Below are 26,302 nucleotides of genomic sequence, written 5' to 3'. Positions count from 1 at the left end.
ATCTCCTCGCGTCGCCCACCTCGCGTATGGCGTGGGCGCTCCCGACCGACCCGGTGACGCTCGCCGTCCTGCTGTTCGTTCTGCTGTTCTCCGTGTTCAACTGGCTGCGCTGGCGGTCGAAGGGCGCGTGGCTCGACCGCGTCCTGCTCGAACAGCAGACGGAGGACCCCGACGAGGAGGATATATAGCCCACATAGCAACCGAGGAGCCCTCTCGCCCCCGAACCCAACCGTGACCGACGCCGTCGACACCGAGGAGAGCCCGTTCGCGACGCTCAGGGGCTACCTCGCGCTCGAACGCGACGTGCTCGTGTTGAGCGTCGCGATGTTCGCCTTCTCGCTCGGCTACCAGGGGACGAACCAGTACATGGCCGAGTACCTGTTCGTCCTCGGCGCCGGCCCGGTCGTCGTCGGGCTGTTCGGCTCGCTCGGCAGTCTGATTTCGGCGGTGTACCCGTATCCGGGTGGCGTCATCTCCGACCGCATCGGCTCGCGCCGGGCGCTCACGCTGTTCGGCCTGCTCTCCGCGCTGGGGTTCGCCATGTGGGCGTTCGCGGGCGTGTTCGGGCTGGTCGTGACACCCGCCGTCGCGCTGGGGCCCGTCTCCGTCCCGGAACTCGCCTTCCCCGTCGGCATCTTCCTCGGGCTGTTCCTGGTGCAGTGCTGGAAGTCGTTCGGGCTGGGCGCGACGTTCGCCATCGTGAAGCAGTCGGTCGAGCCCCGACAGCTGGCGACGGGGTTCGCCGCCACCGAGACCGTCCGCCGACTGGCATTTCTCCTCGGGCCGCTCCTCGTGACGGCGGCGCTCACCGTGTTCACCTTCGAAGTGGGGTTCCGGGTCGTGCTGGCCGTCGCCGCGGTGGTCGCGGCACTCGGCACGCTCGCGCAACACCTGCTGTACGATGCGAGCGAGGACACCATCGGGAAGTCGAGCGAGGGGCTCGGAACCGTCGTGGGGAACCTCCGAGCGATGCCCTCGCAACTGCCGCCGCTCCTGCTGGGCGACACGCTCGTCCGGTTCGCCAACGGGATGGTGTACGTGTTCTTCGTCGTCGTCGTCTCCGACTATCTCGGCGTGGGCGTCACCCTCCCCCTCGTGGGCGAACTCTCACCGCAAGCGTTCTTCGGGATTCTCCTGGCGGTGGAGATGGCCGTCGCCCTGCTGTCGATGGTCCCGGTGTCGCGGCTCACGGCTCGGGTGGGACTCAAACCCGTCGTCGCGCTCGGGTTCGCCGTCTACGCGGTGTTTCCGGTGCTCCTGATTTCGGCACCCGGGGACGCGATACAGGTGGCTGGGCTCACCGTCCCCCCGAGCGCGGTGCTCCTGGTGCTGTTTGCGTTCTCGGGGCTGCGCTTTGCGGGGCTCCCGGCACACAAGGCGCTCATCGTCGGCCCCGCCGCGCGCGATACGGGCGGGAGAGTCACGGGCTCGTACTACCTCGTCAGAAACATCGTGACGGTCCCGGCGGCCGCGGTCGGCGGGGTCCTCTATGCGATCTCGCCCGCCGTGGCGTTCACGACCGCCTCCGTCGTCGGCGTCGTGGGGGTGCTGCTGTTTCTGGTCGTCGGAGAGGACTTCGACGCCGTCCGTGGTTAGTCCTCGGCGGCCTCGTCGATGACGTCCTGCTTGATGTCGATGCCCAGCCCCGGCTTGTCGGGGGCCTTGATGCGTCCGTCCTCGTGCTCGAAGGAGTCTTCGAGCATGAACGACCAGACGTCGGGCGTCCACGGCGGCTCCATCGGGTACTCGACCCAGTCACCGCCCACGGCCGTCGTGACGTGGAGGTTCGCGGCGAAACCGACGGCGTTCGTCCACGTGTGCGGGACGAACCGAAGGCCGTGGCTCTGGGCCATCCGCGCCACGTCCACGGCACGACGGATGCCGGTGGCGAGCGCCGCATCCGGTTGCAGGATGTCGAGCGACCCCTGCTTGATGAACTCGCGGAAGTGGTGCGGGCCGTTGTTGAACTCGCCGCCCGCGATGGGAATGTCGGTCGCGTCGCGGAGGCGGGCGTAGCTCTCGTAGTCGTGCCGCGGCAGCGGCTCTTCGAGCCAACCGATACCGCCCACGTCTTCGAGTCCACGACAGAACGCCAGCGCGTCCGAGAACGACCACTCGACCTCCTCTTCCATCACGCGGACGGCCCAGCCCTTGTTCGCGTCGACCATGAGCGTGAGGTCGGGGAACGCCTCTCGGATCTCGCGGACGACCTCGATGTCGTCGACCTCCGTGACACGGAGTTTGACCGCGTCGAACCCCTCCTCGACGCGCTCCTCGACGTAGGGGATGCGCTCGTCTGCGGACTGCCGCTCGCCCGTCGAGGCGTAGCAGGGAATCGCCTGCCGTTCGGCGCCGAACAGCTCGTAGACGGGCTTGCCGGCGTCCTTGCCGATGATGTCCCACAGCGCGAGTTCGATGTGCCACGGGCGCGGCCCTACGAGGTTGACCGTGTCGAGCTTCCGGAGGATCCCCTCCACGTCGTGCGGGTCCTCGCCCATGAGGAACAGCTGGAGCGGCGTCTCGTAGTCGAGTCCGCCCGCGAATGAGGGCGAGGCGCCGTAGCCCGTGATGCCCTCGTCGGTCTCGATCTCGAACAGCTCGAGTTCGTGGGTCGTCTGCGGGTAGCCGGGAATCCACGTCGGATAGAACGCGTCACCGTCGACCGGCGAGTCGAGGTGGTACTGGTTGACACCGGTTATCTGCATGGAGGCGGGGGGAGGCGCGCCGGCAAATAGGTTCGGCCCGCGCCGGACGGTGTTTTAAGTAGAATGAGGCGCTAAGTCCCCTTCCTCAAGGAGCAACGGAGGGAGCGAAGCGACCGAGTAGCGCAGTAGGGAGGAGATACAGCGCCGCACGATTCTCAAACACCTTCAACGCCCGGCCCACAGGCCAACGCAATCGCAACAGTTATTTGTGTAGTTTGTGTATCGTGTGTTGTGACAACTCGCAAAAACATCTCCATCCGCGACGACCAAGAGGAGTGGATTCAGGACAACCACCTGAATCTCTCCTCGTTCGTCCAAGAGAAACTGGACGAACTTATCGAGGAACGAGAGTCATAGATGCAGTACAACTACAAGTATCGCCTCGACCCGTCAGAAGCCCTCACAGAGACGCTTCTGAACCACGTCGATACTTGTAGACAACTATACAACCACGTCCTCTACCTACTCAACGAGGCAGACGATATTCCCGCCCGCTACGAGGTTCAGGGACGACTCCCCGACCTCAAATCGTGGTGGGATGACCTGAACGATGTTCACTCGAAAGTGTTGCAGATGGTCGTCAAGCGCGTCTACGACAATCTCTCCACGCTCAAAGCACAGAAGGAGAATGGACGTGCTGTCGGGATGCTCAAGTGGAAACCCCCCCGAGAGTATCAGTCGCTCACCTACAACCAGTCTGGCTTCAAACTCAAGAATACGAGTGGTCGGCCTGTCCTGTGGTTGAGCAAAATTGGTGAGATTCCGATTTGCCTCCACCGAGACATTCCCGAGAATGCGACCATCAAACAGGTCACAGTCAAACGAGAACCAACGGGCGAGTGGTACGCCACGTTCGGCATCGACTTGGATGAAGCCACTCCCGAGAAACCAGAGAACCCAGAGAAGGTCGTCGGCATCGACGTGGGGATTCTCAAGTACGCACACGACACCGGTGGGTACGCCATCGAGAGTCCCGACTTCAGCGACGAGCGCGAGCGGTTGGAACGCGCTCAACGCGACCTCTCGCGGAAGGAACACGGCTCTGCGAATTGGGAAGCACAACGTAAGACGGTCGCCCAACGCCACGCCGACCTGAAGCGGAAGCGACGAGACTTCCTTCACAAGTTGTCGAACTATTACGCGGCTGAGTACGATTTGGTGGCGGTCGAGGACTTGGACACGAAGGGGTTGGTCAAACTTCCGGGCAACTCGCGGAACCGTGCAGGTGCGGCATGGGGGACGTTCCTGCGGATGCTCGAATACAAGTGTGAGCGTGAGGGAACGCACTTCGTCGCTGTTGACCCGAAAGGCACGACGAAGGAATGTGCGGCCTGTGGTGTCAAAACAGACAAGCCGCTATGGATGCGGGAACACTCCTGTCCCTCGTGTGGGTTCAAGGCGGATAGGGACGCGAACGCGGCGTGGAATATTCTTTCTCGTGGTCTCGAAGAAGTAGGAGTGGTTCACTCCGAATCAACGCCTGTGGAGACTGCGCTCCCTGTGGATACCCCGGTATCTGCAAAGCGCGTCGTGGAAACAGGAAGCCCCACCCTCAAGGAGCGAACGGCGTCAGCCGTGAGCGAGTAGGGTGGGGTAGTTCACGTGGCGAGCAGGCGGCCCGTGGGCGTGAACGCGAACGATGGGCCACACAACGGCGCAGGCCGTCCGCGTCGACAGCTACGTCACGGAGGGAGTGGCCGCGTTTCGGTATTTGAATCTATGGCGGTCCCTGTGGCTGGGCGAGGAACACGAACGCGGGAGAACACGCCCGCTATCAGCTACAGCCGAAGGTACTGTGCGTGACGCGTCCCGTCGAGGTCGAGGACGTTCGCCTCGTCGACGAAACCGGCGTCGACGGCCACGCCCACCGATTCCTCGCCGACGAGGTTGGCGACGCTACACCGGGCGAGCGCGGCGGTCACCTCCTCCGCGGAGGCCTCCTCGCCCTCGTAGAACTCCCGGTCGACGGTGAGCGACACCTTCCCGTTGCCGTAGGTCTCGCCGAGCGTGTCGGCGTCCGCGACCGACACCAGGCGACCCTCGGGTGTCTCGCGTTCCGTGAGTAGCATCATTCCCCGTCGATGAGCGACTGTTCAGCCCGCTCGCGCAGCTCCTCGGCTTCGTTCGCCAGTTCCTCGGCCCGCTCGTCCTCGCCGAGTTCCTCGTGAGCGATGGCCTTCTCCTCTAGCAGTTCGGGCGAGCGGAAGCCCAGCCGGACGGCGTTGTCGAAGGCGTTGACCGCGTCCTCGGCGAGCCCGCGCTCGAGGAGGAAGAAGCCGCGGTTGTACCACGCCTGCGGGAAGCGCGGGTCGACCTCGACCGCGCGCTCGGCGTGTTCGAGCGCCTGCTCGCTCTGGCCGTTCTCCCACAGCGCGTACGCGAGGTTCGTGTGTGCGCTGGCGGCGTGCTCGCTCTCGTCGTCGAGGTGCAGCGCTTCTCGATAGGCCTCGATGGCCTCCTGGAACTCGTCCAGTTCGGCGTGGGCGGCTCCCTTGTTCACCCACGCCTCCTGTTCGAGGAGTTCGTCGTCGGTGAAGCGGGCGACACGCTGGAACGCGTCGACGGCCTGCTCGTAGCGGTTGATTCGCATGTAGTTGAGGCCCACGTCGAGGAGCTCCTCGGCGTCCACCTCTGACTTCGCGATCTGTCGCTCGTCGAGCGTGTCGGCGACCACGCGGGAGTCGACGGGGTCGACCATGCCGGGGTCGACGTCGAGCTCCGGCGGATCGAGGTCGAACCCCTCGTAGGGGTCGCCGAACCCCTGCCCCTCGGAGAACCGGTGGTCGTCCCGTTCGTCGGTCATACCCGGAGTTAGCCGCTTGGACGGTTAAGGGCTACGGGCTCCGGAGCACCGCCACGGCGACGTGAAAAGAAGCCGACTGGCGCGGTGCTACCGCTCGACCGTCACGGCGCGACCCTGAATCCACGCCGTCTCGACGGCCGCGTCGTAGACGATAAGCTCACCGTCGCCGAGTTGCACGTCGCGCACAACCGCCGACGGGTCCCGGACCGGATCGTTCTCGAGGGCCATGTGCGCTAGAGCGTCACGGGGGGATATGTCTCTTGTGCGAACTGTGTCCCACCTCTCACCCGAATCTCGCCAGCGCTGCGACCCCCGAAAGCCATGCTACTGGGCAGCGAACCGAACCCCATGCGTGTGTTCGTCTCCATCGACCTCGATGGGCTCGCCGACGCGGTCGCCGACGTCCAGGAACCGTTTCGCCGCCCCGGGCTGAACCCCGTCGACCCCGAACAGGCCCACATCACGGTGAAGTTCCTCGGCGACGTCGACGAGTCGGAGCTCGACGACCTCCGTGACGCGCTCTCGGGGGCGGTCGCCGACGCCGACGTGGGGCCGTTCGACCTCCAGTTCGGGGGGTACGGCGTGTTCCCCTCGCTCGATTACGTCTCGGTGGTCTGGCTCGGCGTTCGCGAGGGAGGCGAGGCGGTGGCTCGGCTTCACGAAGCCGTCGAGAGTCGAACGACGGCACTGGGGTTCGAGCCTGAAACGCACGAGTTCACCCCCCACGTCACGCTCGCGCGGATGACCGACGCCCGGAGCAAGGACGCGGTGGTCGAAACCGTCACGGAGCGCGACCCCGATGTCGGCTCGCTGGCCGTGACGGACCTCCGACTGACCGAGAGCACGCTCACGAGCGACGGGCCCCAGTACGAGACAGTCGAGCGGTTCCCGCTGTAGCCGGGCGCGTTTCGGGCGGCCTAAAGATATCTGCAATCCGATAGGTATTACCTCGCGGAGCAGGTAGGGCCGGTATGGTCGACTGGGGTGCGTACACGCTGGTGTTCGTCGCGGGGCTCATCACCGCGCTGGCGACCGGTCTCGGTGCGTTCCCGTTCTTCGTCGTCGAGGACGTGAGCGACCGGCTCAACGTCGCGCTGTGGGGGGTCGCCTCGGGCATCATGGTCGTCGCATCGGTGCTCGGACTCGTGCCCGAGGGACTCGCTGCGGGTTCGTGGGTAGCCGTCGCAGTGGGGCTGCTCGCCGGCGTGCTGCTGGTCGTGCTCGCCCACAACTATCTCGTCGACGCCGACATCGACCCCCAGCAGTACGAGGAAGCCGACTTCCGGAAGCTCGTGTTGATTCTCGGGGTGCTGACGGTCCACTCGTTCCCGGAAGGCATCGCCATCGGCGTCTCCTTCGCGGAGTTGAACCTCGGGACCGGCATTCCACTGTTCGGGTTCACGGTACCGGCGCTCGCCATCGCGATGACCGTCGCCATCTCCATCCACAACATCCCGGAGGGCGTCGCCATCTCCATCCCGCTGCGCTCGATGGGCGTCTCGGAGTGGAAGATGGTCGGCTGGTCGGTGTTCTCCTCCCTCCCGCAGCCCATCGGCGCGGTGCTGGCGTTCGCGTTCGTCCAGTTCGCTCGCCCGCTGTTGCCCGCAGGGTTCGGGTTCGCCGCCGGCGCGATGATCTATCTCGTGGCGAGCGAGTTCATCCCGGAGGCGCTGGAACTGGGCCAGCCACTCGACGGCCACGGCTACGGCGAACTCGTTGGCGGCTTCCTCGCGGGAGGCGTCGCGATGGTCGGGCTGCTCGCCGTCGTGTGATTCGAGCGACGGTACTCGTGCGGACGGAAAGGACAGGGATTTATGCGCGGCGGTAGAACACGCGGCTACTATGGGCAAGAAGTCGAAGGCGAAGAAGAAGCGCCTCGCCAAGCTGGAGCGGCAGAACAGCCGTGTCCCGGCGTGGGTCATCATGAAGACGGACCGCGACACGATGCGAAACCCCAAGCGCCGCAACTGGCGGCGGAGTGACACGGACGAATGAGCGCTAACGATTTCGAGGAGCGCGTCGTGACGGTCCCCCTGCGTGACGTCAAGCAGGAGGCCAAGCACGAGCGCGCCGACAAGGCGATGAGCCTCATTCGCTCGCACCTCGCACAGCACTTCACCGTCGACGAGGCCGACGTGCGCCTCGACCCCTCGATCAACGAGGCGGTCTGGAAGCGCGGTCGGAAGAAGCCGCCGTCGAAGCTCCGCGTCCGCGCGGCCCGGTTCGACGAGGACGGCGAGACCGTCGTCGAAGCAGAGACGGCGTAACGTGCTCCGCGCGGCACTCTCCGGCTCGTCGTACGTCGGCGTGTTCGCCCGCGCCACCGACGACGTGCTGCTCGTGCGACCCGACATCGACGACGACCTCCGCGAGGAGTTCGCCGACGAGCTGGAGGTCGCCGCCTGCCCCACCACGGTCGCCGGCTCCGGCACCGTGGGCGCGCTCGCGACCGGCAACGAGAACGGCCTGCTGGTCTCCTCGCGCATCAGCGACCTCGAACGCGAGCGCATCGCCGAGGCCACCGACCTCCCGGTCCACGAGCTGCCGGGCCGCATCAACGCCGCCGGCAACGTCGTCCTCGCGAACGACTACGGCGCGTACGTCCACCCGGACCTCTCGCGTGAGGCGCTCCAGGCCGTCGAGAACGCCCTGCAGGTGCCGGTCGAGCGCGGCGACCTCGCGGGGGTGCGGACGGTCGGGACGGCGGCCGTCGCTACCAACGAGGGGGTGCTCTGTCATCCGAAGTCGACCGACGAGGAGCTCGACTTCCTCGAAGACCACCTCGACGTGTTCGCCGACATCGGCACCATCAACTACGGCGGTCCGCTGGTGGGGTCGGGGCTGGTGGCGAACGCCTACGGCTACGTCTGTGGCCAGGAGACGACGGGCCCCGAGCTCGGGCGCATCGAGGATGCGCTCGGCTACATCGACTGACGACACCTGCCCAGTACCGGGCCAGTTCGCGACCGGAAGTTCCACCTAAGCTTTCCTTACCCGTCACGGACTGTCCGTAGCCGACGATACGACTATCATTACAATCCCATCAGACGGTGAGTACTCTCTCGGGTGCTTCCCATGCCACGAACCAGACGGTCGTTCATCCTGGCGGCGGCGACCAGCACGCTACTCGCGACTGGCACCGCTGCCGCCGGCTGTAAAGACCACGAACCGGAGGGCTGCAACAAGTTCGACACCGACCCGAAGTTCATCGAGAAGTTCGGTGGCGACAACGCCCCGCAACCCGGCGAGAACGCGAACGACAAGCGGTACGAGTGGGACGAAGACGAAGAGACGTGGCCCGAAGCCATCCCCAAGGGCCACCGCAAGGACGACCCCGAGAACGGCTACGAAGCCCACGACAAAGACGAGGACGAGGAGAAGCCAGGCGAGCGCGTCGGCCACTGCAAGTTCGACCCACACGGCTCCAGCGACGACCCGCCAGACAAAAACGAGGACAGCAGCAACCAGGGCCCCGAGTAACACAGCCCCCCGCTGACGACTGCGTTTCCGGTTCGGCGAGAGCCGAGACCGGTTCGACAGTCTCGAAGTGTTGCCTGACCGAGCGGGACGAGGCTCGACCACCGGGAGAGCCTCGAAGACGAACGACAAACGGAGTGAGCCGATGAGCAAAGCGCGGGACGTGCAGAAAGTGGGATGGAAGGATTCTTCCCGCTCGGGCGCCGGTGTCCGGGTATGAGTGAGTTTACGGTGAGCGGGCGCTTCCAGGCCCGCGACGGCTGGCAGGAGTTCGAGAAGAGTGTCGAGGCAGTCAACCAGAGCGTGGCGCTGGAGCACACCTACGCGCTGTTCGGCTCCCAGCACGGTCTCAGGCGCACCCAGGTCGAAGTGTTCGGGGTGACGGCCTGATGGGACAGCCACCGCAGATGCAGGAGCTGCAGCAGCAGTTGCAGGCGCTCGACCAGGAGAAGGAAGCGCTCGAAGGCGAAGTCGAGGACATGCGCGAGGAGAAGTCCGAGATCGACGAGGCCATCGAGGCGCTCGAAGTGCTCGAGAGCGGTTCGATGGTGCAGGTGCCGCTCGGCGGCGGCGCGTACGTCCGCGCCGAGGTGCAGGACATCGACGAGGTCGTCGTCTCGCTCGGCGGCGGCTACGCCGCGGAACACGAACAGGAGGACGCCGTCTCTACGCTCGAGACGAAGAAGGAGACGCTCGACGACCGCATCTCCGAGGTGCAGGAGGAGATCAGCGAGGTCGAAGAGGAGAGCGCCCAGCTCGAACAGCAGGCCCAGCAGATGCAGCAGCAGCAGATGCAGATGATGCAGCAGCAGATGGGACAGCAGCAGGACGACGGCGGCGACGAGTGAGGTAGATGTTCGACTCCCTGAAGGACAAGCTGGGGCGGTTCAAGTCCGACGTCGAGGAGAGCGCCGAGGAGGCCGACGAGGCGGCGGCAGCAGCGGCGTCGGAAGCCAAGGAGACCGACACGGCCGAGCAGCCGGCCGGGCCCGACTCGGAGCCGGACGCCGACTCCGAGTCGAAGTCGGGCGACGACACCAGCTTCACCGAGCGGGCGAAGATGTTCGCCACCGGGAAGACGAAGATCACCGAGGAGGAGCTGGAGGGGCCGCTCGAACAGCTCGAACTCGCGCTCCTGCAGGGGGACGTCGAGATGAGCGTCGCACAGTCCATCGTCGAGAAGCTGCGCGAGGAGCTCGTCGGGCAGACCCGCGCGCAGGTGAAGACCGGCGAGATCGTCGTCGAGGAGGCCATCGGCGAGGCGCTGAAGGAGGTCATCGGGGTCGGCCAGTTCGACTTCGACGAGCGCATCGCCGCCGCCGAGAAACCCGTCACCATCATCTTCACGGGCGTCAACGGGGTCGGCAAGACCACGACCATCGCGAAGCTCTCGAAGTACCTCGAGGACCGCGGCTACGACGTGGTGCTGGCGAACGGCGACACGTACCGTGCCGGGGCGAACGAGCAGCTCCGCGAGCACGCCGAGGCGCTCGGCAAGAAGCTCATCACCCACGAACAGGGCGGTGACCCCGCCGCGGTTATCTACGACGCCGTCGAGTACGCCGAGGCGAACGACGCCGACGTGGTGCTCGGCGACACGGCCGGACGGCTCCACACCTCGAACGACCTGATGGCCCAGCTGGAGAAGATCGACCGCGTCGTCGGGCCGGACCTGACGCTGTTCGTCGACGAGGCCGTCGCCGGACAGGACGCGACCCAGCGCGCCAAGCAGTTCAACGACGCCGCCGAGATCGACGGCGTCGTCCTCACGAAAGCCGACGCCGATTCCCAAGGAGGGGCGGCCATCTCCATCGCGCACGTCACCGGGAAGCCGATTCTGTTCCTGGGGACGGGCCAGGGGTACGACCACCTCGAGACGTTCGACCCCGAGGTCATCGTCCAGCGGCTCGTCGGTACGAGCGAACTGGAAGCCTAATCGCGGGCGACCGCTTTTGTCCGCGGGGCGTGACTCCCCTAGCGATGCGACGTCGCGACGCACTCCGAGCGGGGTTGGCAGTCGGAACGACCGCACTCGCGGGCTGTACGCTGGGCTACGCCGGCGAGTTCGGGCTCGACGAGAGCTTCGAGGGGACGTTCGACTGGGAGACGGCCGCCCACATCGGCCCGGAGGAGCCGCTCTCCGCGTTCGAGTGGGCCATCGAACCGAGCAGCGAGGAGGCGCACACCGGCGACCGGAGCCTCCGGGTGTTCACGGAGGGCGACCACGACGACGGGACAGCGTGGGCTACCCACCCGGTCGACGTGAGCGGCGCGTCGCGGGTTCGCGTCTCGGCGTGGTTCTGGAGCGAGTCGGAGTCGTTCAACACGCTCCGGAACGCCGTGATGCGGCTCGGCGCGACGCGGCCCGACACCGAAGAGGCGTTCCCGCCGCCGGAGACGAACACGACCGGCGACGCCGACGCGCCGTACGGCGGCCTTCGAGAGTCGCTCCACCTGCAGGAGGGCTGGCGCGAGTACGCCTTCGAGTGGTCGGTGCCCGCCGACCTCGCGGAGGCGTTCGTCGCCGTCGGCGTGAGCGTCGTCTGGGAGTCGGACAGCACCCACTACATCGACGACGTACGCGTCGAACGGCTGGACTAAAGCGCCTCGCGAGCGGCGAGCACGCCGAGCGCGATGGTCGTCCCGCCCGCGACACGGCGCAGCCACCGCCTGACACCGGGGCGTTTGACCGTCGCACGCGCGCGTCCCGAGAGCGCCGCGAGCCCACCGAGGTAGATGGCTGTGAGCCCCGCGTACAGCCCGCCGAGCGGGAGCAGTTCGAGTCCGGTACCGAACTGCGGGAGGAACGCGAGGAAGAACAGCGCGACCTTCGGGTTGAGGACGTTCGTGACGAGCCCACGACGAAAGCCGCCGGTGGGTGCGTCGAGGTCGAACTCCCCGCTTCGGAGGATGTCGACGCCGAGATACAGCAGGTAGGCGGCGCCGAGGAGCGTGACCGCGTCGTACGCGACTGCCGACGTGCGGAGGAGGGCGGCGAGCCCGACTGTCGCGGCGACGGTGTGGACGAGCACGCCCGCCGAGACCCCAGCGGCGGCCCGGACGCCCGCGGTCCGCCCACCACCGACCGACTGCGCGAGGACGAACGCCGTGTCGGGGCCGGGCGTGAGGATGAGTGCGCCAGCCGCGAGAGTGTACGCGACCAGTCCGGCGTCGACCATACGTGCGGTGTCGACGCGGACGGGGTAAAGTCGACGGTTGGGTCGCTCGCTGGTTGATGGACGCGAAGCTCGCGGGTCGCTCCGCTCCCCGCTCGCAGTACCGTGGCCTCGCTCGCTTCGCTCGCTCGTCCACGCACTCGACGGAAAAGCGTTTACCGTCTGCGGGGGCTACACCGAGCAAATGGTACTCGACGACCTCGGGAGCTCACTCCGTGGCTCCCTCGACAACCTCCGCGGCAAGTCGCGGCTCGACGAGGAGGATGTCGAGAACATCGTGAAGGAGATACAGCGGTCGCTGTTGCAGGCCGACGTCGACGTCGACCTCGTGATGCAGCTGTCGAGCAACATCCGCGAGCGGGCACTCAACGAGGACCCGCCCGGTGGCACCTCGGCGCGCGACCACGTCCTCAAGATCGTCTACGAGGAGATGGTCGACCTCATCGGGGAGTCGACCGACCTCCCGCTGGAGAGCCAGACCATCATGCTCGCGGGCCTGCAGGGCTCCGGGAAGACGACCTCCGCGGCGAAGATGGCGTGGTGGTTCTCGAAGAAGGGCCTTCGACCAGGGGTCATCCAGACGGACACGTTCCGCCCCGGCGCGTACGACCAGGCGAAGCAGATGTGCGAGCGCGCCGAGGTCGAGTTCTACGGCGACCCGGACAACGACGACCCGGTCGACATCGCCCGCAAGGGGATGGAGGAACTCGACGACGTCGACGTGCTCATCGTCGACACCGCGGGCCGCCACGCGCTCGAAGACGGGCTCATCGACGAACTCGAACAGATCGAGTCGCTCGTGAACCCGGACAAGAACCTGCTCGTCCTCGACGCAGCCATCGGGCAGGGTGCGAAGGACCAGGCGAAGCGGTTCGGCGAGGCCGTCGGCATCGACGGCGTCGTCATCACGAAGCTCGACGGGACGGCGAAAGGTGGCGGCGCGCTCGCCGCCGTCGACCAGACTGACTCCTCGATCGCGTTCCTCGGGACCGGCGAGGAGGTGCAGGACATCGAGCGGTTCGAGCCGTCGGGGTTCATCTCCCGCCTGCTCGGCATGGGCGACCTGAAGCAGCTCGCCGAGCGCGTCGAGCGCGCGATGGAGGCCACCGGCCAGTCCGAGGAGGACTGGGACCCGGAGAACCTGATGAAAGGCGAGTTCACGCTCGTCGACATGCGCAAGCAGATGGAGGCGATGAACAACATGGGGCCGCTCGACCAGGTGCTCGACATGATTCCGGGGCTCGGCGGCGGCCTCAAGGACCAGCTCCCGGACGACGCGATGGACGTCACCCAGGAGCGGATGCGCGCGTTCGAGGTCATCATGGACTCGATGACCGAGAAGGAGCTCGCGAACCCGCGTTCCATCTCCAAATCCCAGATCGAGCGCGTCGCCCGCGGTTCGGGTAAATCGGAGGAGCAGGTGCGCGAGCTGCTCGAACAGCACAAGATGATGAGCCGCATGATGAAGCAGTTCCAGGGGATGGGCGACGGCGACATGCAGCGCATGATGAAGAAGATGGGCGGTGGCGGCGGTGGCGGTGGCATGGGCGGCATGGGCCCGTTCGGGTGAATCTGGCTTAACGCGGCGTTTAACCTCTGTTTTCGGACGGTAGAGAACGTCCTACTTGTGGCAGGAATCGGCGCAGAATCGGCTACATCGAGCGTTTATTCCGCTAAATCCCGGCTTCAGTTGGCAGTAGTGACAGCGTAGCTATATCTTCTACGGCCAATTGAGGGGACAAGGCACGCCGCCAAGACAGGTGGGAACTACACCTGCGGAAGGGGGAGAGTACTGTCGTCGCGATGGTCGCGCTCCCGGAGAGCGTGCCGGGAGAAACACAACAATGGATTTCACACAACTCAAGCACCTGTTCACGGACGAAGACGCAGTCTCGCCCGTCATCGGCGTCATCCTCATGGTCGCCATCACCGTCATTCTCGCAGCCGTCATCGGGACCTTCGTCCTCGGGCTCGGCGAGAACGTGCAGGATTCGGCTCCGCAGGCGAACTTCCAGTTCGAATACAGTGGTGACTTCAGCACCGGGAGCGGTGTCATTGATATCACCCACACGGGTGGTGAGGACATCGCGAAATCGACCGTGTCTGTCCAGGCTGGCTCCGACACCGTTGAGTCAAGCAGCCTTGATGACTGGGGGAGCACCATCAGTACGGGTAGCACTGAAACCCTAAGCGAGGGTGACGAACTGACCGACGCGAACGTCGCCGCGGGTAACACTGTCCGCGTCATCTGGACTTCGCCCTCGGGCGGCCAGTCCAGCACCATCGGCCAGTCCCAGATCCCCAACTAATCACGAGACCTGGCTGACATTTCACAGCGCCCAATTTTCTGGAAGCCCAATCACCGAGCCACAGCTCAATTGATAATATACGAGTAACCATGCGATAATGTATCGATAACCACAGCAGAGTTATATACTTGTAATCCTATTGAAAAGACAAGGCACGCCGCTAGTGCAGGCCGTCTCCGACGCCTGCCGGAAGGGGGGTTCTGTCGACTCGCAACCACGCGAGAGCGGCGCTACTCCCGAGAGCGTGCCGGGAGAAACACAACAATGGATTTCACACAACTCAAGCACCTGTTCACGGACGAAGACGCAGTCTCGCCCGTCATCGGCGTCATCCTCATGGTCGCGATTACCGTCATCCTCGCGGCTGTGATCGGGACGTTCGTCCTCGGGCTCGGCGAGAACGTGCAGAGCGCATCGCCGCAGGCGAACTTCCAGTTTGAGTACTCAAACATGACCGGTGGCTCGAACGATTATGCAACCGGTGCGGCTTCCGAGAACTACATGGAAATCACTCACACCGGCGGTGAAGACATCGATAAGGACACGCTCTCGGTACAGATTGGCGGCAGTGACGTTGGCGACCTCAACGAATGGGGCGCGACCGTCTCCACCGGTAGTACCGAAATCGTCAATGCGAGTCAGGTAAGTGGCGTTTCCGGTGGCGAATCGGTCCGCGTCATCTGGACCTCGCCCTCGGGCGGCCAGTCCCAGACCATCGGCCAGTCCACTGTCCCCAACTAATCACGGGACCTGACTACCCGACGACCCCCAGTTTTCTGATACGCTCGACCTCCGAGCGACAGCTACCCCATTTCCTCCAGATACTCGTAAATCCGCTCTGCATCCACCAGCGGCTCGGGCAACTCCTCTTTCGAGAACCACCGCGCGTCTTCGATCTCCGGCTCCCCCGACGGAACCCGATGGCTCGGCGCGGCCAGCCGCCCGTCGGCAACCCGCGCCGTGAACACCGTCATGGGAATCGGCACGGGCTCGGGCGGCCCGTAGTCGATGTGCACCTCTCGGGCGTAGAACACGCCCGTCAGCTCGACCTCGTAGTTCGTCTCCTCGCGAACCTCTCGCTTCGCGGTCTCCGCGAGCGACTCACCGACCTCCAGGTCGCCGCCGGGTCCCTCCCAGTGGTCCTTGTAGCCCGGTTTCACGCAGAGTACCTGTGGCTCGCCCTCGTGCTCGCGAAAGACGTTCGCGCCGCCGATGCCCGCCCAGCGGTCGAGCTGGACGTCGAGGACCTCGGGAAACGAGTCGTCGAAGTACCGCGGTGGATCGATGACCCACGGGTCGAGCGTCGGCGCGTCGGGAAAGGCCTCGCGTACGTCCGCGAGCAGGCGCTCGGTGCGTCTGTGGGCGCAGTCGACCACGGCCTGTCGGTCGGACATCACTCGCCGGTCGCACGCCCGGGCGCAAAAACACTCTGTGAAGCGCGCTTCACCACCAAGTACTCAACATCAGCGGTAGCGCGGAACTCGCGGGAGAAATCGGCGGTTTCGTGTCGAGTACAGAGTCAGAAGCCCGGAAACAAGCGCCCGATATCCGCAATATACCGTACGTAGCGAGCGTGTCGAGCCGAATGTGCCCCCAGAGGGATGTGCAAACGCGGGACGCCGTCTCTCGAAAACGAAGTATTCGGCCGTATACCGGCTGTACGACCCGAGAGCGACCGGTTCTGAACCGATTATGCAGAAACGCCGACGGAGTCGAATCCCGAGAACCGGCGAACATCGGCTTCTGCGCCGGAAAAACAGACAGTACAGGGAGCCGTGACCAGCGAAGTACTCACTCGCGGAACACGGGCGAAACCCGCCGAATTCGCGGCGCATAGGCGGTATTCGGGAACACTGTGCAGCAGCGCACACAGACATATCAGCATCAGAGATAGACAGAAACGCAGATTTGAATCGGCTAACATCGCCGTTCTTCCGGTCGACGGATTTCCACAGGTATGAATAATGATACAGTTCCCAGAATGAAACCCGCCAGTAGCGCCACTCAGCCATCCATTCTCATCAGAGCGATCCGCCACCCGCACGCCGAGCAGCGACGGAACAGCCACCGACAGCCGACATCATCAAGAAGACACAGTACTGCGGGAGATTCCGGGAATGTTGGCGTCACAGCCACCCCAATTCAGCCGATATCACGGTGTAGACGGCAATTCATCCGGAGAATCGTGTGCGTCCTGAACCACGGCTCACTATCGCCGGTGAGCACGACGTCGTGAGGGCAAGCTGTGGCTGCCCACGGTGGTGTGATCACCCGCGGTCTTTTCACCCCGGCGCGTGTCTCCTCGGCCGATGACCGTCCGCGAGGTGGCGACCGAGGCCTACCGGGAGGCCCTGCCGATTCTGGCCGTTAGCGCGGTCGGCGGCCTCTTCGCCGGCGTCGTTCTCGGCGGGATGCAGGCCGAGCTGTCGGCGGTGCCGGGGCTGCTGCTGCTCGTGCCCGCGCTGCTCGCCACCCGCGGCAACGTCTACGGCTCGCTCGGCGCGCGGCTCGCGAGCGCGCTCCACCAGGGGATCATCGAACCGCGGTTCGACGTGGGCAACGAGCGCCTGCGGTCGGCGATCGCAGCGGCCGTCGCCAACGGCCTCGTCGTCAGCACGTTCGCCGCGACGACGGCGTTCCTCCTCCTGCTCCTGCTGGGGCGGCCGCGTGCGGCGCTCCCGGTGCTAGTGGGCATCGCCGTCCTCAGCGGCCTCATCTCGGGGTCGGTGCTCATCGTCGCGGTCGTGAGCGTCGTGTTCGTCGGCTATCGCCGGGGGCTGAACCCCGACACCCTCGCGGGACCAGTGGTGACGACGACCGGCGACGTCGTCGGCGTGGCGACGCTCCTGCTCGCCGCCCGCATCGTCCTCACGCTGGGTGGTGGCTGAATGGCGCGGTGGACCGTCCGCGCCATCATGCGCGATATGCTCCCGGTGCTCGTCGTCCTGACGCTCGTCGAGCTGGGGTCGGGGCTCGTGCTCGACACCTTCCAGGGGACGCTCCTGCGGTATCCCTCGCTGCTGGTGCTCGTCCCGGTCGTCATCGGGATGGGGGGGAACCTCGGGAGCATCCTCGCCTCGCGGCTCTCGACGGCCGTCCACCTCGGCCTCCTCGACTTCGACCCGACCGACGACACCCTCGGCGGCAACGCGCTCGCGACCGTCCTGCTGGCGTTCACGCTGTTCCCTATCGTGGGCGCGGGGGCGTGGCTGCTCCAGTCGCTCGTCGGCACCGCCCGGCTCGGGCTCGGGGTCGTCGTGTTCGTCGCGTTCGCCTCGGGGGCGCTCCTGTCGGCGCTCGCCATCGGCGTCACGCTCGTCGCGACCTACGCCGCGTACCGACTGGGCAGCGACCCCGACGACGTCGTGATTCCCGTCGTCACGAACACCTGCGACGTGCTGGGGGTGCTGGTGCTGTTCGGCGTCGTTCGCGTGGTCGTGGTGTGAGGCACAAGCACCCGTTTGACCCTCCACGAGGCTTATTCCGGACGCGACGAGTGAGCCAGCCATGCCCTCCCGACGCAGCTACCTGACCGCGCTCGCCGCGGCGCTCGCGGGGTGTTCGGCCGGGCCGGGCACCCCCGGAACCGACACGCCCGCGGACCCGACTGACACGCCCGCCGATCCGACCGACACGCCCACCGGCCCGACGGAGAGCCCGACACCCGACGGGCCCCGACAGCTCCCCGCCGACGACCCGGCGCTCGCGTGGGCCGTGCGCCTCCCCGAGGTACTCGAACACCCGCCGGCGGTCGACCCCGACGCGGGACTGGTGTACGTCGGCGGCGGCGAGAACCGCATCACTACGCCGACCCCCGGAGGCGACGCACCGCGTGGGAGCCTCGATGCGCTCGACGCCGAGGACGGCTCGGTCGCGTGGCGCACAGAGACCGACGCGCCGGTGGTCGGGTCGCCGGTGGTCCACGACGGGCGCGTGCACGTCACCACAGGCCGCTCGACCGGCTACACCGGCGTCGACCAGCGGGTGCGTGCCTACCACGCTGGCGGCGACCGCGCGTGGGTGACCGACCCCCGGGGGAAGTTCCTCGAGATCGTCGCCGCCGCCGATGGACAGCTGTTCGTCGGCACGAGCGACGACGCGTTGAGCCACGAGGGCGAGACGCTGTTCGCGGTCGGTCCCGACGGCTCGACGGCGTGGAGTCGGGAGGCTGGCGATGCGAGGGCCGGCACCGTCGAGGAAGAACACCTCCTCTACAGCGACGCCGGCGTGGGACTGACCGCGTACGACACGCAGGCCGGAACCGAGCTGTGGCAGGCCGACGGCGAGCCGCTCGGCAACCACGAAGCCCCCGTCGCCACCGCCGGCGCCCTGTGTTTCACCCAGGCGACGGAGCGGAACGACGACGGCTACCCGGTGGTCGCGCGCCTGCTCTCGACCGGTGAGGAGCGCTGGCGCTTCAGTACCGACCCCGCAGGCGGCGAGAACTACGTCCCGGTGAGCGTCGCCGACGTGTCGACGGACCTCGGCACGACGATGGCGAACCCGGTCGTCGTCACCAGTCTCGGCGGCAGGGTGTCGTACGTCCGGGCCGGCGACGCCTCGTGGACGTTCACCGCCGACGCCGACACCCCCGACGGAGCCGTCGTCGGTGACGGCATCTACGTCGGCGACGAGACGGGCACCGTCTACGCGCTCGACGCCGGGGACGGCTCGGTCCGCTGGCGGGCGTCGCTCCCGGAGCCCGCGGCCGTCCAGCCGCTCGCCGACGGCGTGCTCGCCACGACCCCCTACAACGAGGGAACGCGCACCGTCGCCTCGTTCCGCCACGATGGGACGGAGCGGTGGCGCTACGAGGCCGACGGCACGCTGTACGACCCGGTCGCTGTGGGGAATCGGGTGTACGCGACGAAGAAAGACGGGACGGTGCTGGCGTTCGCCAGCGACGAGTGAGCCGTCAGCCGCCGAGGTAGAGCCGCGACACTTCCGGATTGTCGAGCAGCGCGTCGGCGGCGTCCGCGTACGCGACGCTCCCTTGGTCGAGGACGTACCCCGTATCCGAGATGGAGAGCCCCTTGCGGGCGTTCTGCTCGACCATCAGAATGGCGGTGCCGAGGTCGTTGACCGCCTGCACGTCCGCGAACACCTCGTCGGCGGTGTTGGGAGCGAGCCCGGCCGAGGGCTCGTCGATGAGCAGCACGTCGGGCTCCATCACGAGCGCGCGGGCGAACGCCAGCACCTGCCGCTGGCCGCCCGAGAGCGTCCGGGCCTTCGCACTCCGTTTCTCCGTGAGGATGGGGAACCGGTCGTACAGCTCGTCGATGACCGGCCCGAGATCGTCGTCGCGGGCGACGCCGCCCATACGCAGGTTCTCCTCGATGGTGAGGCTGCCGAACACGTTGTCCGTCTGCGGGACGAAGCCGATGCCCTCGCGGACGATGTCATCGGGGGCCATCCCCCCGATGTCGTCGCCGTGGTAGCGGACGTGGCCCGTCCACGGCGAGAGCATCCCGAACACGGTCTTCAACACAGTGGATTTCCCCGCGCCGTTCGGGCCGACGAGACAGGCAATCTCCTCCTGCTTGAGCGACAGCGAGAGGTCGTCGAGCACCTGCACGTCACCGTAGCCGCTGTCGACGTTCTCGACCGAGAGGACGGCGCCACCGGCCATCGGCTCGGCGCGCTCGGAGTGTTCGGCGCTCATTCGCCCGGCCCTCCGAGATACGCGTCGATGACGCGGTCGTCGTTTCGAACGGCGTCGGGCGTCCCCTCGACGAGGACGCTCCCCTGGTCCAGAACGATGATCGGATCGGCGAGGTTCATGATGAACTCCATGTCGTGCTCGATGATGCAGAACGTCACGCCCTGCTCGTTGAGCCGGGCGATGTGGTCGCGGAGCTTGTTCGCGAGCGTCGGGTTGACACCCGCGACCGGCTCGTCGAGCAGCAGCACCTCGGGCTCGGCGAGCATCGCCCGCGCCAGTTCGACCAGCTTCATCTGCCCGCCCGAGAGGTCGGTCGCGGGCTGGGTCGCCAGATGACCGATCTCGAACTGCTCGAGGATGCGCTGGGCGTCTTCGAGGTTCGCGCGCTCCTGCTGCTGGACCTCCTCGCCCGACGTGAACAGCGAGAGGAACGACTCACCGAGCTGGGTCTGTGGGCCGACGAGCATCGCCTCACGGACGGTCATCCCCTCCAGTTTTCGGGGGGTCTGGAACGTCCGGATGAGCCCGTGCTCGGCGATCTCGTGCGGTTCGTCGTCGGTCACGTCCGCCCCGTTGACGCGGACAGTGCCGTCGTCCTCATCGTAGAACCCCGAGATGAGGTTGAACAGCGTGGACTTCCCCGCGCCGTTCGGCCCGATGAGGCCGGTGATGGTGCCGCGTTCCACCTGGAACGAGGCGTCGTCCGTGGCGACGAGGCCACCGAACGCCTTCTTCAGCCCGTCGACCTCGAGGACGACGTTCGGCTTCGAGAGGTTCGCCCCCTCGTGAATCTCGGGTGCGGTCTGCTGTTCCTGTTCGCTCATCGGTCGTCACCTCCATCAGTCGCGTGCGGCCGCTTCTGTCCCTCACCACGGCCGGGCACGTCGGCCTCCTCCAGCGCCGAGGGCCAGATGAGTTCCCGCTGTGGCGGGAGCACACCCTCGGGGCGGAACCGCATCACGAGGATGATGATGAGGCCGACGAGCAGCAGGCGAGTGGCCGCGAAGTTGCCGACAACCGTCGCGTAGAGGCTCTCGATGCTTGCGGCCACGAACGGGAGGTCGATGACGACCGTCTGTGGCAGGATGTTGCCGACGAACCGCGTCCCCTCGCGGATGGCGATGACGACGAAGCCGCCGAACATCGCTCCACGATTAGAGCCGCTGCCGCCGAGGATGACCGCGATCCACACGTAGAACGTGTTGATGGGGTTGAAGTCGCCGGGGCTGACGAACAGGTTCAGGTGCGTGTAGAACACGCCCGCGAGCGCCATGATGACGCTCCCGAGCACGAACGACTGCATCTTGAACCCGTACGTGTTCTTCCCCAGCGCCTCCGCGAGGTCCTCGTCCGAGCGAATCGTCCGGAGCACGCGCCCCCACGGCGAGCGGTGGACCCGCCGGAGCAGGAGGTACGTGACCGCGACGAACACGAAGACGAGCGCCACGTTCAACAGCGCCTGCCAGAACGGCTGGCCGAGCGTGAACCCGAAGATGCGGAACGAGAACACGCCCGGGAAGCCGACTTCCAGTTGCTCGAAGCGGAGTCCCGGCATCGCCTCCGGGAACGTCGAGAGCACCGGCCACCCCTCAAAGAAGCCGGGGATGCCGCGCAGGCCGGCGCTCCCGTTCGTCCAGTCACGCTGGTTGAGGACGATGAGCCGGACCACTTCGGCGAGCCCGAGCGAGGCGATCGCGAGGTAGTCCGCGCGCAGCCGCAGCGTCGGAATGCCGATGATGACCGCGAGCACCGCCGCGAGGACGAGCCCCACGACCAGCCCGAAGAGGGGGTTGATGCCGCCCGCGATGGGCGAGTTGTCCGCGGTCAACAGCGCCGACCCGTACGCGCCGAGGCCGAAGAACGCCGCGACGGAGAAGTTGATGAGGCCGGTGTACCCCCACTGGGCGTTCAGCCCGAACGACAGCAGGATGTACATCCCGACGAGCCCCACGAGATATAGGAAGTACGTGGGACCGAGTCCACCGGTGACGAGGCCGAACAGCAGCAGACCCACGAGCACGACGACGAAGCCGAGCACTCCCTGTTCGGCGCGGGTGAGCGACGCCCACCGCCCCGGGTTCGCGACCGATCCGTCCGTCATGAGGCCACCTCACCGACGATGCCGTTCGGTCGGACGAGCAGCACCGCGACCATGATGACGAACGCGATGGCGTTCGCGTACTCGATGCCGATGGGGATGCCGATATCCGTCAGCAGCGGCGTCATCTGGTTGATCATCCCGATGAGGAAGCCGCCGAGCATCGCGCCGTACACCGAGCCGATGCCGCCGAGGATGACCGCGGCGAACACGACCAGCAGGATGTTGAACCCCATCCGCGGCGAGATCTGGTTGTAGAGGCCGAGGAACACGCCGCCCGCGCCCGCGAGGCCCGCGCCGATGATCCACGTCCAGAGTTTGATGCGGTTCGTTCGAATCCCGGAGATGCGTGCGAGGTCGGGGTTGTCCGCCGTCGCGCGCATCTTCCGCCCGAGGTCGGTGTACTGCAACAGCGTGTGGAGCGCCGCGACGAGGATGGCCGCCGAGACGAGGATGGCCACGTCGTGCAGCGTCATCCGAATCCCGAAGGGGATGAGCGCCTCAATGGGCCGGAGCACCTGGATACCGAACTCGGTGAAGTCCGCGCCGAATCGGAGCTGGATGAGCGCGCGATAGACGAACGCCACTCCGATGCTCGTGATGAGCATCCCGATGGAGCCGATGTCGAGCGGCTCGTAAATCAGCTTGTGCGTGAGTACGGCGACGACCGCGGCGACGGCGACCCCGACGACGAGCGCGACGAAGAACCCGAGCGGGAGCCCGAGGAAACGCGCGCCGAGGCCGCCGACGAACCCGAACGTCACGAGCGCGGAGTACGCGCCGACGGTCATGGTGTCGCCGTGCGCGAAGTTGGCGAAGTCGGCGATGCTGTACACCAACGAGAGGCCGATGCTCGCGAGTACGATGATGCTGCTGAACACCAGCCCGTTCGCCATGTATTCGAGGACGGACATCCTCGGTTAGCCTTCGATGGTGCCGATCTGGGTGTACTCGTGGTCCTCGACCGTGAGGACCTGCAGGAAGCCGACTGGGTCACCGTTCTCGTCGAAGTCGATGGGGCCGGAGACGCCCTGATAGTCGATGTCCGAGGGCGAGCCGTCCTCGCCGAGCACCTCCATCGCCTCCGCGAAGGTGAACACCTCTTCGCCCTCGGGCCGGGTCACGTCGCGCACCGTCTCCTGGAGCGCGGCGCCGGTGAACTCGTCTGCGGTCGCGATGGAGAGCGCCGCGGTGACGACACAGTCGTACGCGAACGCCGACCACGAGGTGGGTGCCTCGCCGTACTCGGACTCGAACTCGCTGGCGAAGTTCTTGTAGTTGTCCTGGTCGATGGCCGCCGAGGGGGTGACGATCTTCATGCCGTCGAGGCTCCCCTCGGGGGTGTTCGCGAGGACGTCCGGGCCGGCGACGGAGTCCGCACCGTAGAACGTCGCCTCGTAGCCGTTCGAGTACGCCTCCTGTGCCATCGTCGTGAACTCGGGCTGGTACGTGATGAACAGCCACGCGTCCGCCCCGGAGTTCGCCATCCCGGAGACGGTCGACGAGTACGACGACTGCCCCTGGTCGTGCGGCTGGTCGTACGCGATCTCGCCGTCCCACTCGCTGCGGAAGGTCTCGGCGAGCCCCTGGCCGTAGTCGTTGTTCACCCACGCGAGCGCGACGGAGTCGTAGCCGTCGTCGCTGATGATGGTGGACAGCGCCGTCGACTGGGTGCTTCCCGTCGGGGACATCCGGAGCAGCCCGGGGAAGTTCGTGAGATCCGGACTCGTGGAGTTCTGACTCAGCTGGACCACGTCGGTCCCCTGGATGACCGACTGGTAGATGGCGAGCGAGACGCCCGACCCCACTGCCCCGATGACGAACGGCACCCCGTCCTGGTTGACGAGCTTCTGTGCCGCCGAGACACCGGACTGCGACTCCGACTGGGAGTCCTCCTCGATGATGTTCAGCTCCCGCCCGTTGATGCCGACGTCGTTGACCGCCGCGAGTGCGAGCTCCTTGCCCCGCTGGTTGCGCTGGCCGAACGCCGACAGCGACCCCGTCAGGGAGTTCACCATCCCGATGGTGTACGGACCCGCGTCGCCACCGTCGCCACCGCCGCCACCGTCGCCACCGTCGCCGCCATCGCCACCGTCGCCACCGTCGCCGCCATCGCTCGGCTCGTCGGTCTCGGTGGGAGTGTCGTCGGTCGTGCTCACACAGCCAGCCGTGACCGTAATGCCCGCGATACCTGACGCCTTCAGTACGTCACGCCGGTCGAAGCGACGTGTGTCATCTTGTGCCATAACGAACTGTTGTCTTGTTATGGTACGTCGATGGTATACTTCGTCCCGACCATGGTCGGATACCGGCGATATCCGGGTATAGTGGCCGGAAAGCCACTCTTACAGCAAATAAATTCACGTCCAGTGTCCACGAAACGTTTGGTCGGGTTCCGATTTAGGGGGTGTCGGTCCCGAGGTAGGGGTATGATTCCCCCCATCGCGAGCAACTTCGTCGCGGGCGAGACGAGCGACGCGGCGCTCTCGCACGTCGAGACGCTGAACGCCGACGGCGTGGGCGCCATCCTCAACCTGCTCGGCGAACACTACCACGACCGGGCGGAGGCCGACGCCGACGCCGACGCGTACGTCGAACTGGTCGAGGAGTTGGCGCGACGCGACCTCGACGCCTGCGTCTCGGTGAAGCCGTCACAGATCGGCCTCGGTGTCTCCGACGCCGCCTTCGAGGAGAACCTCGCGCGCATCGTCGAGGCCGCGTCGGCGAGCGAGGGGGACTGTTTCGTCTGGATCGACATGGAAGACCACGAGACGACCGATGTGACGCTCGACGCCTTCGAGCGGCACGCCGTCGAAACCGGGGGCGAGGTCGGCGTCTGCGTGCAGGCGAACCTCAAACGGACGCGCGAGGACCTCGAACGGCTCGCCGACCTCCCGGGGAAAGTCCGGCTCGTGAAGGGCGCGTACGACGAGCCGAAGGCCATCGCACACAAGAAGAAAGCGAAGGTCGACGAGGTGTACAAGGAGTACCTCGAGTTCATGTTTCGCGAGTTCGACGACGGCGTCGCCGTCGGGAGCCACGACCCGGAGATGGTCGAGTACGCGATGGACCTCCACGACGAACACGGCACCGACTTCGAGATTCAGATGCTGATGGGCGTCCGCGAGGAAGCACAGGTCGCGCTCGCGGGCGCGGGCTACGAGGTGAACCAGTACGTCCCGTACGGGAACAAGTGGATGCAGTACTTCTACCGCCGGGTGCGTGAGCGCAAGGAGAACGCGCTGTTCGCGCTGCGTGCCGTCCTGTCCTAAGGGTCGAGCAGTTTCGACTCGGCCTTCCGCAGGTGTTCGAGCAGCGTCGTCTTCGAGACGCCGACCTGGTCGGCGAGGTCGCGCGTCGAACAGCCGCGGGGCCACTCGTAGTAGCCCGCATCGCGGGCCCGCTCGAACACCTTGCGCTGGGTGGGCGTGAGCGAGTCGAGCCGCTGTTCGCGTTCCGTGAGCGCCGCGCCGCCGTCCGACCCCGTGATGGAGGCGACGGAGACCTCCGCGCCTGCGGTCTCACGAACGCCGTCGAGCGCCGGCTCGATCTCGGAACGGTCACCGGCGAAACACACCTGCCACTCCTCGCAGCCGTCCTCGATTCTGACCGGCGCGCTGTGGACGAACCCGTACTGCAGCAGCGTCGGACAGACCATGTCGTTCGGGTCGTACTCGAGGAAGAACTCGCGGACCACGTTCCCCGGTGCGTCCCGAGCGCGACCGAACCGCTCCTGCAGTTCGAGCACCTCGCCCGCGTGCGGTGACTCGTGAATCTCCTCGAGCAGCCGTTCGACCTCGTCTTTCGTGTCGCCGAACGCCGTGAACAGCCCGTTTACCGACTTCGGGGCCGTCTTCGGCGTGTTGTATATCGCGTGTGCCAACACGCCCCCGCCGACCCGCTCGGTTGCATCGATGGCCCAGCAGTTCGGATGCCACAGGTCGAGGGTGAGTCTTGTTCCGGCGTTCGTCGCCTGGCTCATCGTGTCTATACTCACAGCCAACAGCTATGTATGTGACGCTATGCCAACCCCAACCCGACCATGGACGGTTCGGGAGTTACCCGGCCTGGC

General features: G+C 66.3%; 33 protein-coding genes. 21 read left to right on the top strand and 12 right to left on the bottom strand.

Going from position 1 to position 26,302, the window contains the following annotated elements:
- The first annotated feature begins 26 nt into the window (after window positions 1-26).
- Entirely contained in the window at window positions 27-188 is a 162-nt protein-coding gene (locus tag NL126_RS08190; protein WP_255198434.1) for a hypothetical protein, read from the top strand.
- Window positions 181-1,596, top strand: a complete 1,416-nt coding sequence (locus NL126_RS08185; RefSeq protein WP_350355494.1) for an MFS transporter — start codon at window positions 181-183, stop codon at window positions 1,594-1,596. The genes NL126_RS08190 and NL126_RS08185 overlap by 8 nt, the downstream gene beginning before the upstream one ends.
- On the opposite strand, the gene NL126_RS08180 is transcribed toward NL126_RS08185, so the two are convergent.
- Window positions 1,593-2,705 (bottom strand): mandelate racemase/muconate lactonizing enzyme family protein, encoded by a 1,113-nt coding sequence (locus tag NL126_RS08180; RefSeq protein WP_255198432.1) that lies wholly within the window; start codon window positions 2,703-2,705, stop codon window positions 1,593-1,595. The two genes, NL126_RS08185 and NL126_RS08180, sit on opposite strands and share 4 nt — an antisense overlap.
- Before the next feature lie 231 nt (window positions 2,706-2,936).
- On the opposite strand from NL126_RS08180, the gene NL126_RS08175 reads away from it, so the two are divergent.
- Window positions 2,937-3,062: a hypothetical protein gene (locus NL126_RS08175; protein ID WP_255198431.1), complete on the top strand. Its 126-nt coding sequence runs from the start codon at window positions 2,937-2,939 to the stop codon at window positions 3,060-3,062.
- The gene (locus tag NL126_RS08170; RefSeq protein WP_255198430.1) at window positions 3,063-4,292 is read left to right on the top strand and encodes an RNA-guided endonuclease InsQ/TnpB family protein; all 1,230 of its coding nucleotides are present in this window, start codon (window positions 3,063-3,065) and stop codon (window positions 4,290-4,292) included.
- Between the two features lie 191 nt (window positions 4,293-4,483).
- Here NL126_RS08170 and NL126_RS08165 read toward each other — a convergent pair whose 3' ends face one another.
- The 3 genes from NL126_RS08165 to NL126_RS08155 all read right to left on the bottom strand — a co-directional run bounded on the left by NL126_RS08165 (window position 4,484) and on the right by NL126_RS08155 (window position 5,736).
- A complete protein-coding gene (locus tag NL126_RS08165) occupies window positions 4,484-4,774 on the bottom strand; it encodes a DUF424 domain-containing protein (protein WP_255198825.1) in 291 nt (96 codons plus the stop codon).
- Complete coding sequence (locus tag NL126_RS08160; protein ID WP_255198429.1) at window positions 4,774-5,508, bottom strand: tetratricopeptide repeat protein; 735 nt, start codon at window positions 5,506-5,508, stop codon at window positions 4,774-4,776. Before NL126_RS08160 ends, NL126_RS08165 begins: the two co-directional genes overlap by 1 nt.
- Window positions 5,509-5,595: 87 nt before the next feature.
- Window positions 5,596-5,736, bottom strand: coding sequence for a hypothetical protein (locus tag NL126_RS08155; protein WP_255198428.1), 141 nt, complete (start codon window positions 5,734-5,736; stop codon window positions 5,596-5,598).
- Between the two features lie 120 nt (window positions 5,737-5,856).
- On the opposite strand from NL126_RS08155, the gene thpR reads away from it, so the two are divergent.
- The 10 genes from thpR (at window position 5,857) to NL126_RS08105 (ending at window position 11,586) form a co-directional block, all read left to right on the top strand.
- The gene (gene thpR, locus NL126_RS08150; RefSeq protein ID WP_255198427.1) at window positions 5,857-6,405 is read left to right on the top strand and encodes an RNA 2',3'-cyclic phosphodiesterase; all 549 of its coding nucleotides are present in this window, start codon (window positions 5,857-5,859) and stop codon (window positions 6,403-6,405) included.
- Window positions 6,406-6,479: 74 nt separating this feature from the next.
- On the top strand, window positions 6,480-7,280 hold the full coding sequence (locus NL126_RS08145; protein WP_255198426.1) for a ZIP family metal transporter: 801 nt from the start codon (window positions 6,480-6,482) through the stop codon (window positions 7,278-7,280).
- A gap of 70 nt (window positions 7,281-7,350) precedes the next feature.
- Entirely contained in the window at window positions 7,351-7,503 is a 153-nt protein-coding gene (locus NL126_RS08140) for a 50S ribosomal protein L39e (protein WP_255198425.1), read from the top strand.
- A complete protein-coding gene (locus NL126_RS08135) occupies window positions 7,500-7,775 on the top strand; it encodes a 50S ribosomal protein L31e (RefSeq protein WP_255198424.1) in 276 nt (91 codons plus the stop codon). Before NL126_RS08140 ends, NL126_RS08135 begins: the two co-directional genes overlap by 4 nt.
- Window position 7,776: 1 nt before the next feature.
- The gene (locus NL126_RS08130; protein WP_255198423.1) at window positions 7,777-8,442 is read left to right on the top strand and encodes a translation initiation factor IF-6; all 666 of its coding nucleotides are present in this window, start codon (window positions 7,777-7,779) and stop codon (window positions 8,440-8,442) included.
- 141 nt (window positions 8,443-8,583) lie between these two features.
- Window positions 8,584-8,988: a hypothetical protein gene (locus NL126_RS08125; RefSeq protein ID WP_255198422.1), complete on the top strand. Its 405-nt coding sequence runs from the start codon at window positions 8,584-8,586 to the stop codon at window positions 8,986-8,988.
- Between the two features lie 213 nt (window positions 8,989-9,201).
- Window positions 9,202-9,375, top strand: coding sequence for a 50S ribosomal protein L18Ae (rpl18a, locus tag NL126_RS08120; protein ID WP_255198421.1), 174 nt, complete (start codon window positions 9,202-9,204; stop codon window positions 9,373-9,375).
- Entirely contained in the window at window positions 9,375-9,833 is a 459-nt protein-coding gene (gene pfdA, locus NL126_RS08115) for a prefoldin subunit alpha (protein ID WP_255198420.1), read from the top strand. The genes rpl18a and pfdA overlap by 1 nt, the downstream gene beginning before the upstream one ends.
- 5 nt (window positions 9,834-9,838) lie before the next feature.
- On the top strand, window positions 9,839-10,921 hold the full coding sequence (ftsY, locus tag NL126_RS08110; RefSeq protein ID WP_255198419.1) for a signal recognition particle-docking protein FtsY: 1,083 nt from the start codon (window positions 9,839-9,841) through the stop codon (window positions 10,919-10,921).
- A gap of 44 nt (window positions 10,922-10,965) precedes the next feature.
- Window positions 10,966-11,586, top strand: coding sequence for a hypothetical protein (locus NL126_RS08105; RefSeq protein ID WP_255198418.1), 621 nt, complete (start codon window positions 10,966-10,968; stop codon window positions 11,584-11,586).
- Here NL126_RS08105 and NL126_RS08100 read toward each other — a convergent pair.
- Window positions 11,583-12,164 (bottom strand): LysE family translocator, encoded by a 582-nt coding sequence (locus NL126_RS08100; RefSeq protein ID WP_255198417.1) that lies wholly within the window; start codon window positions 12,162-12,164, stop codon window positions 11,583-11,585. The genes NL126_RS08105 and NL126_RS08100 overlap by 4 nt on opposite strands.
- A 181-nt stretch (window positions 12,165-12,345) precedes the next feature.
- On the opposite strand from NL126_RS08100, the gene NL126_RS08095 reads away from it, so the two are divergent.
- The 3 genes from NL126_RS08095 (at window position 12,346) to NL126_RS08085 (ending at window position 15,211) form a co-directional block, all read left to right on the top strand.
- Complete coding sequence (locus NL126_RS08095; protein ID WP_255198416.1) at window positions 12,346-13,731, top strand: signal recognition particle protein Srp54; 1,386 nt, start codon at window positions 12,346-12,348, stop codon at window positions 13,729-13,731.
- Between the two features lie 274 nt (window positions 13,732-14,005).
- The gene (locus tag NL126_RS08090) at window positions 14,006-14,470 is read left to right on the top strand and encodes a type IV pilin domain-containing protein (RefSeq protein ID WP_255198415.1); all 465 of its coding nucleotides are present in this window, start codon (window positions 14,006-14,008) and stop codon (window positions 14,468-14,470) included.
- Window positions 14,471-14,734: 264 nt separating this feature from the next.
- Window positions 14,735-15,211: a type IV pilin domain-containing protein gene (locus NL126_RS08085; protein ID WP_255198414.1), complete on the top strand. Its 477-nt coding sequence runs from the start codon at window positions 14,735-14,737 to the stop codon at window positions 15,209-15,211.
- A gap of 62 nt (window positions 15,212-15,273) precedes the next feature.
- Here NL126_RS08085 and NL126_RS08080 read toward each other — a convergent pair whose 3' ends face one another.
- Window positions 15,274-15,864, bottom strand: a complete 591-nt coding sequence (locus NL126_RS08080) for an NUDIX hydrolase (protein ID WP_255198413.1) — start codon at window positions 15,862-15,864, stop codon at window positions 15,274-15,276.
- Between the two features lie 915 nt (window positions 15,865-16,779).
- Here NL126_RS08080 and NL126_RS08075 point away from each other — a divergent pair.
- The 3 genes from NL126_RS08075 (at window position 16,780) to NL126_RS08065 (ending at window position 19,381) form a co-directional block, all read left to right on the top strand.
- Window positions 16,780-17,358 carry a magnesium transporter gene (locus tag NL126_RS08075; RefSeq protein WP_255198412.1) on the top strand — a complete coding sequence of 193 codons (579 nt, stop codon included), beginning with the start codon at window positions 16,780-16,782 and terminating at the stop codon, window positions 17,356-17,358.
- A complete protein-coding gene (locus tag NL126_RS08070; protein WP_255198411.1) occupies window positions 17,359-17,916 on the top strand; it encodes a magnesium transporter in 558 nt (185 codons plus the stop codon).
- 61 nt (window positions 17,917-17,977) lie between these two features.
- A complete protein-coding gene (locus NL126_RS08065; RefSeq protein ID WP_255198410.1) occupies window positions 17,978-19,381 on the top strand; it encodes an outer membrane protein assembly factor BamB family protein in 1,404 nt (467 codons plus the stop codon).
- A gap of 4 nt (window positions 19,382-19,385) precedes the next feature.
- On the opposite strand, the gene NL126_RS08060 is transcribed toward NL126_RS08065, so the two are convergent.
- From NL126_RS08060 to NL126_RS08040, 5 genes are read right to left on the bottom strand one after another with little or no spacing between them, the layout of a single operon-like run.
- Complete coding sequence (locus NL126_RS08060; RefSeq protein ID WP_255198409.1) at window positions 19,386-20,132, bottom strand: ABC transporter ATP-binding protein; 747 nt, start codon at window positions 20,130-20,132, stop codon at window positions 19,386-19,388.
- Window positions 20,129-20,956 carry an ABC transporter ATP-binding protein gene (locus NL126_RS08055; RefSeq protein ID WP_255198408.1) on the bottom strand — a complete coding sequence of 276 codons (828 nt, stop codon included), beginning with the start codon at window positions 20,954-20,956 and terminating at the stop codon, window positions 20,129-20,131. Before NL126_RS08055 ends, NL126_RS08060 begins: the two co-directional genes overlap by 4 nt.
- The gene (locus tag NL126_RS08050) at window positions 20,953-22,233 is read right to left on the bottom strand and encodes a branched-chain amino acid ABC transporter permease (RefSeq protein ID WP_255198407.1); all 1,281 of its coding nucleotides are present in this window, start codon (window positions 22,231-22,233) and stop codon (window positions 20,953-20,955) included. The genes NL126_RS08055 and NL126_RS08050 overlap by 4 nt, the downstream gene beginning before the upstream one ends.
- Window positions 22,230-23,144, bottom strand: a complete 915-nt coding sequence (locus tag NL126_RS08045; protein ID WP_255198406.1) for a branched-chain amino acid ABC transporter permease — start codon at window positions 23,142-23,144, stop codon at window positions 22,230-22,232. Before NL126_RS08045 ends, NL126_RS08050 begins: the two co-directional genes overlap by 4 nt.
- Before the next feature lie 6 nt (window positions 23,145-23,150).
- On the bottom strand, window positions 23,151-24,476 hold the full coding sequence (locus NL126_RS08040; RefSeq protein WP_255198405.1) for an ABC transporter substrate-binding protein: 1,326 nt from the start codon (window positions 24,474-24,476) through the stop codon (window positions 23,151-23,153).
- Between the two features lie 183 nt (window positions 24,477-24,659).
- Here NL126_RS08040 and NL126_RS08035 point away from each other — a divergent pair, with 183 nt between their 5' ends.
- The gene (locus NL126_RS08035) at window positions 24,660-25,502 is read left to right on the top strand and encodes a proline dehydrogenase family protein (RefSeq protein ID WP_255198404.1); all 843 of its coding nucleotides are present in this window, start codon (window positions 24,660-24,662) and stop codon (window positions 25,500-25,502) included.
- Here NL126_RS08035 and NL126_RS08030 read toward each other — a convergent pair.
- Window positions 25,499-26,212: a helix-turn-helix domain-containing protein gene (locus NL126_RS08030; RefSeq protein ID WP_255198403.1), complete on the bottom strand. Its 714-nt coding sequence runs from the start codon at window positions 26,210-26,212 to the stop codon at window positions 25,499-25,501. The two genes, NL126_RS08035 and NL126_RS08030, sit on opposite strands and share 4 nt — an antisense overlap.
- Window positions 26,213-26,302: the final 90 nt, after the last annotated feature.

Source organism: Halorarius litoreus (assembly GCF_024362405.1).
Lineage (GTDB): Archaea > Halobacteriota > Halobacteria > Halobacteriales > Haloarculaceae > Halorarius > Halorarius litoreus.
Note: the sequence above shows the minus strand (reverse complement) of the source record. Positions and strands in the feature narration are given on the sequence as shown.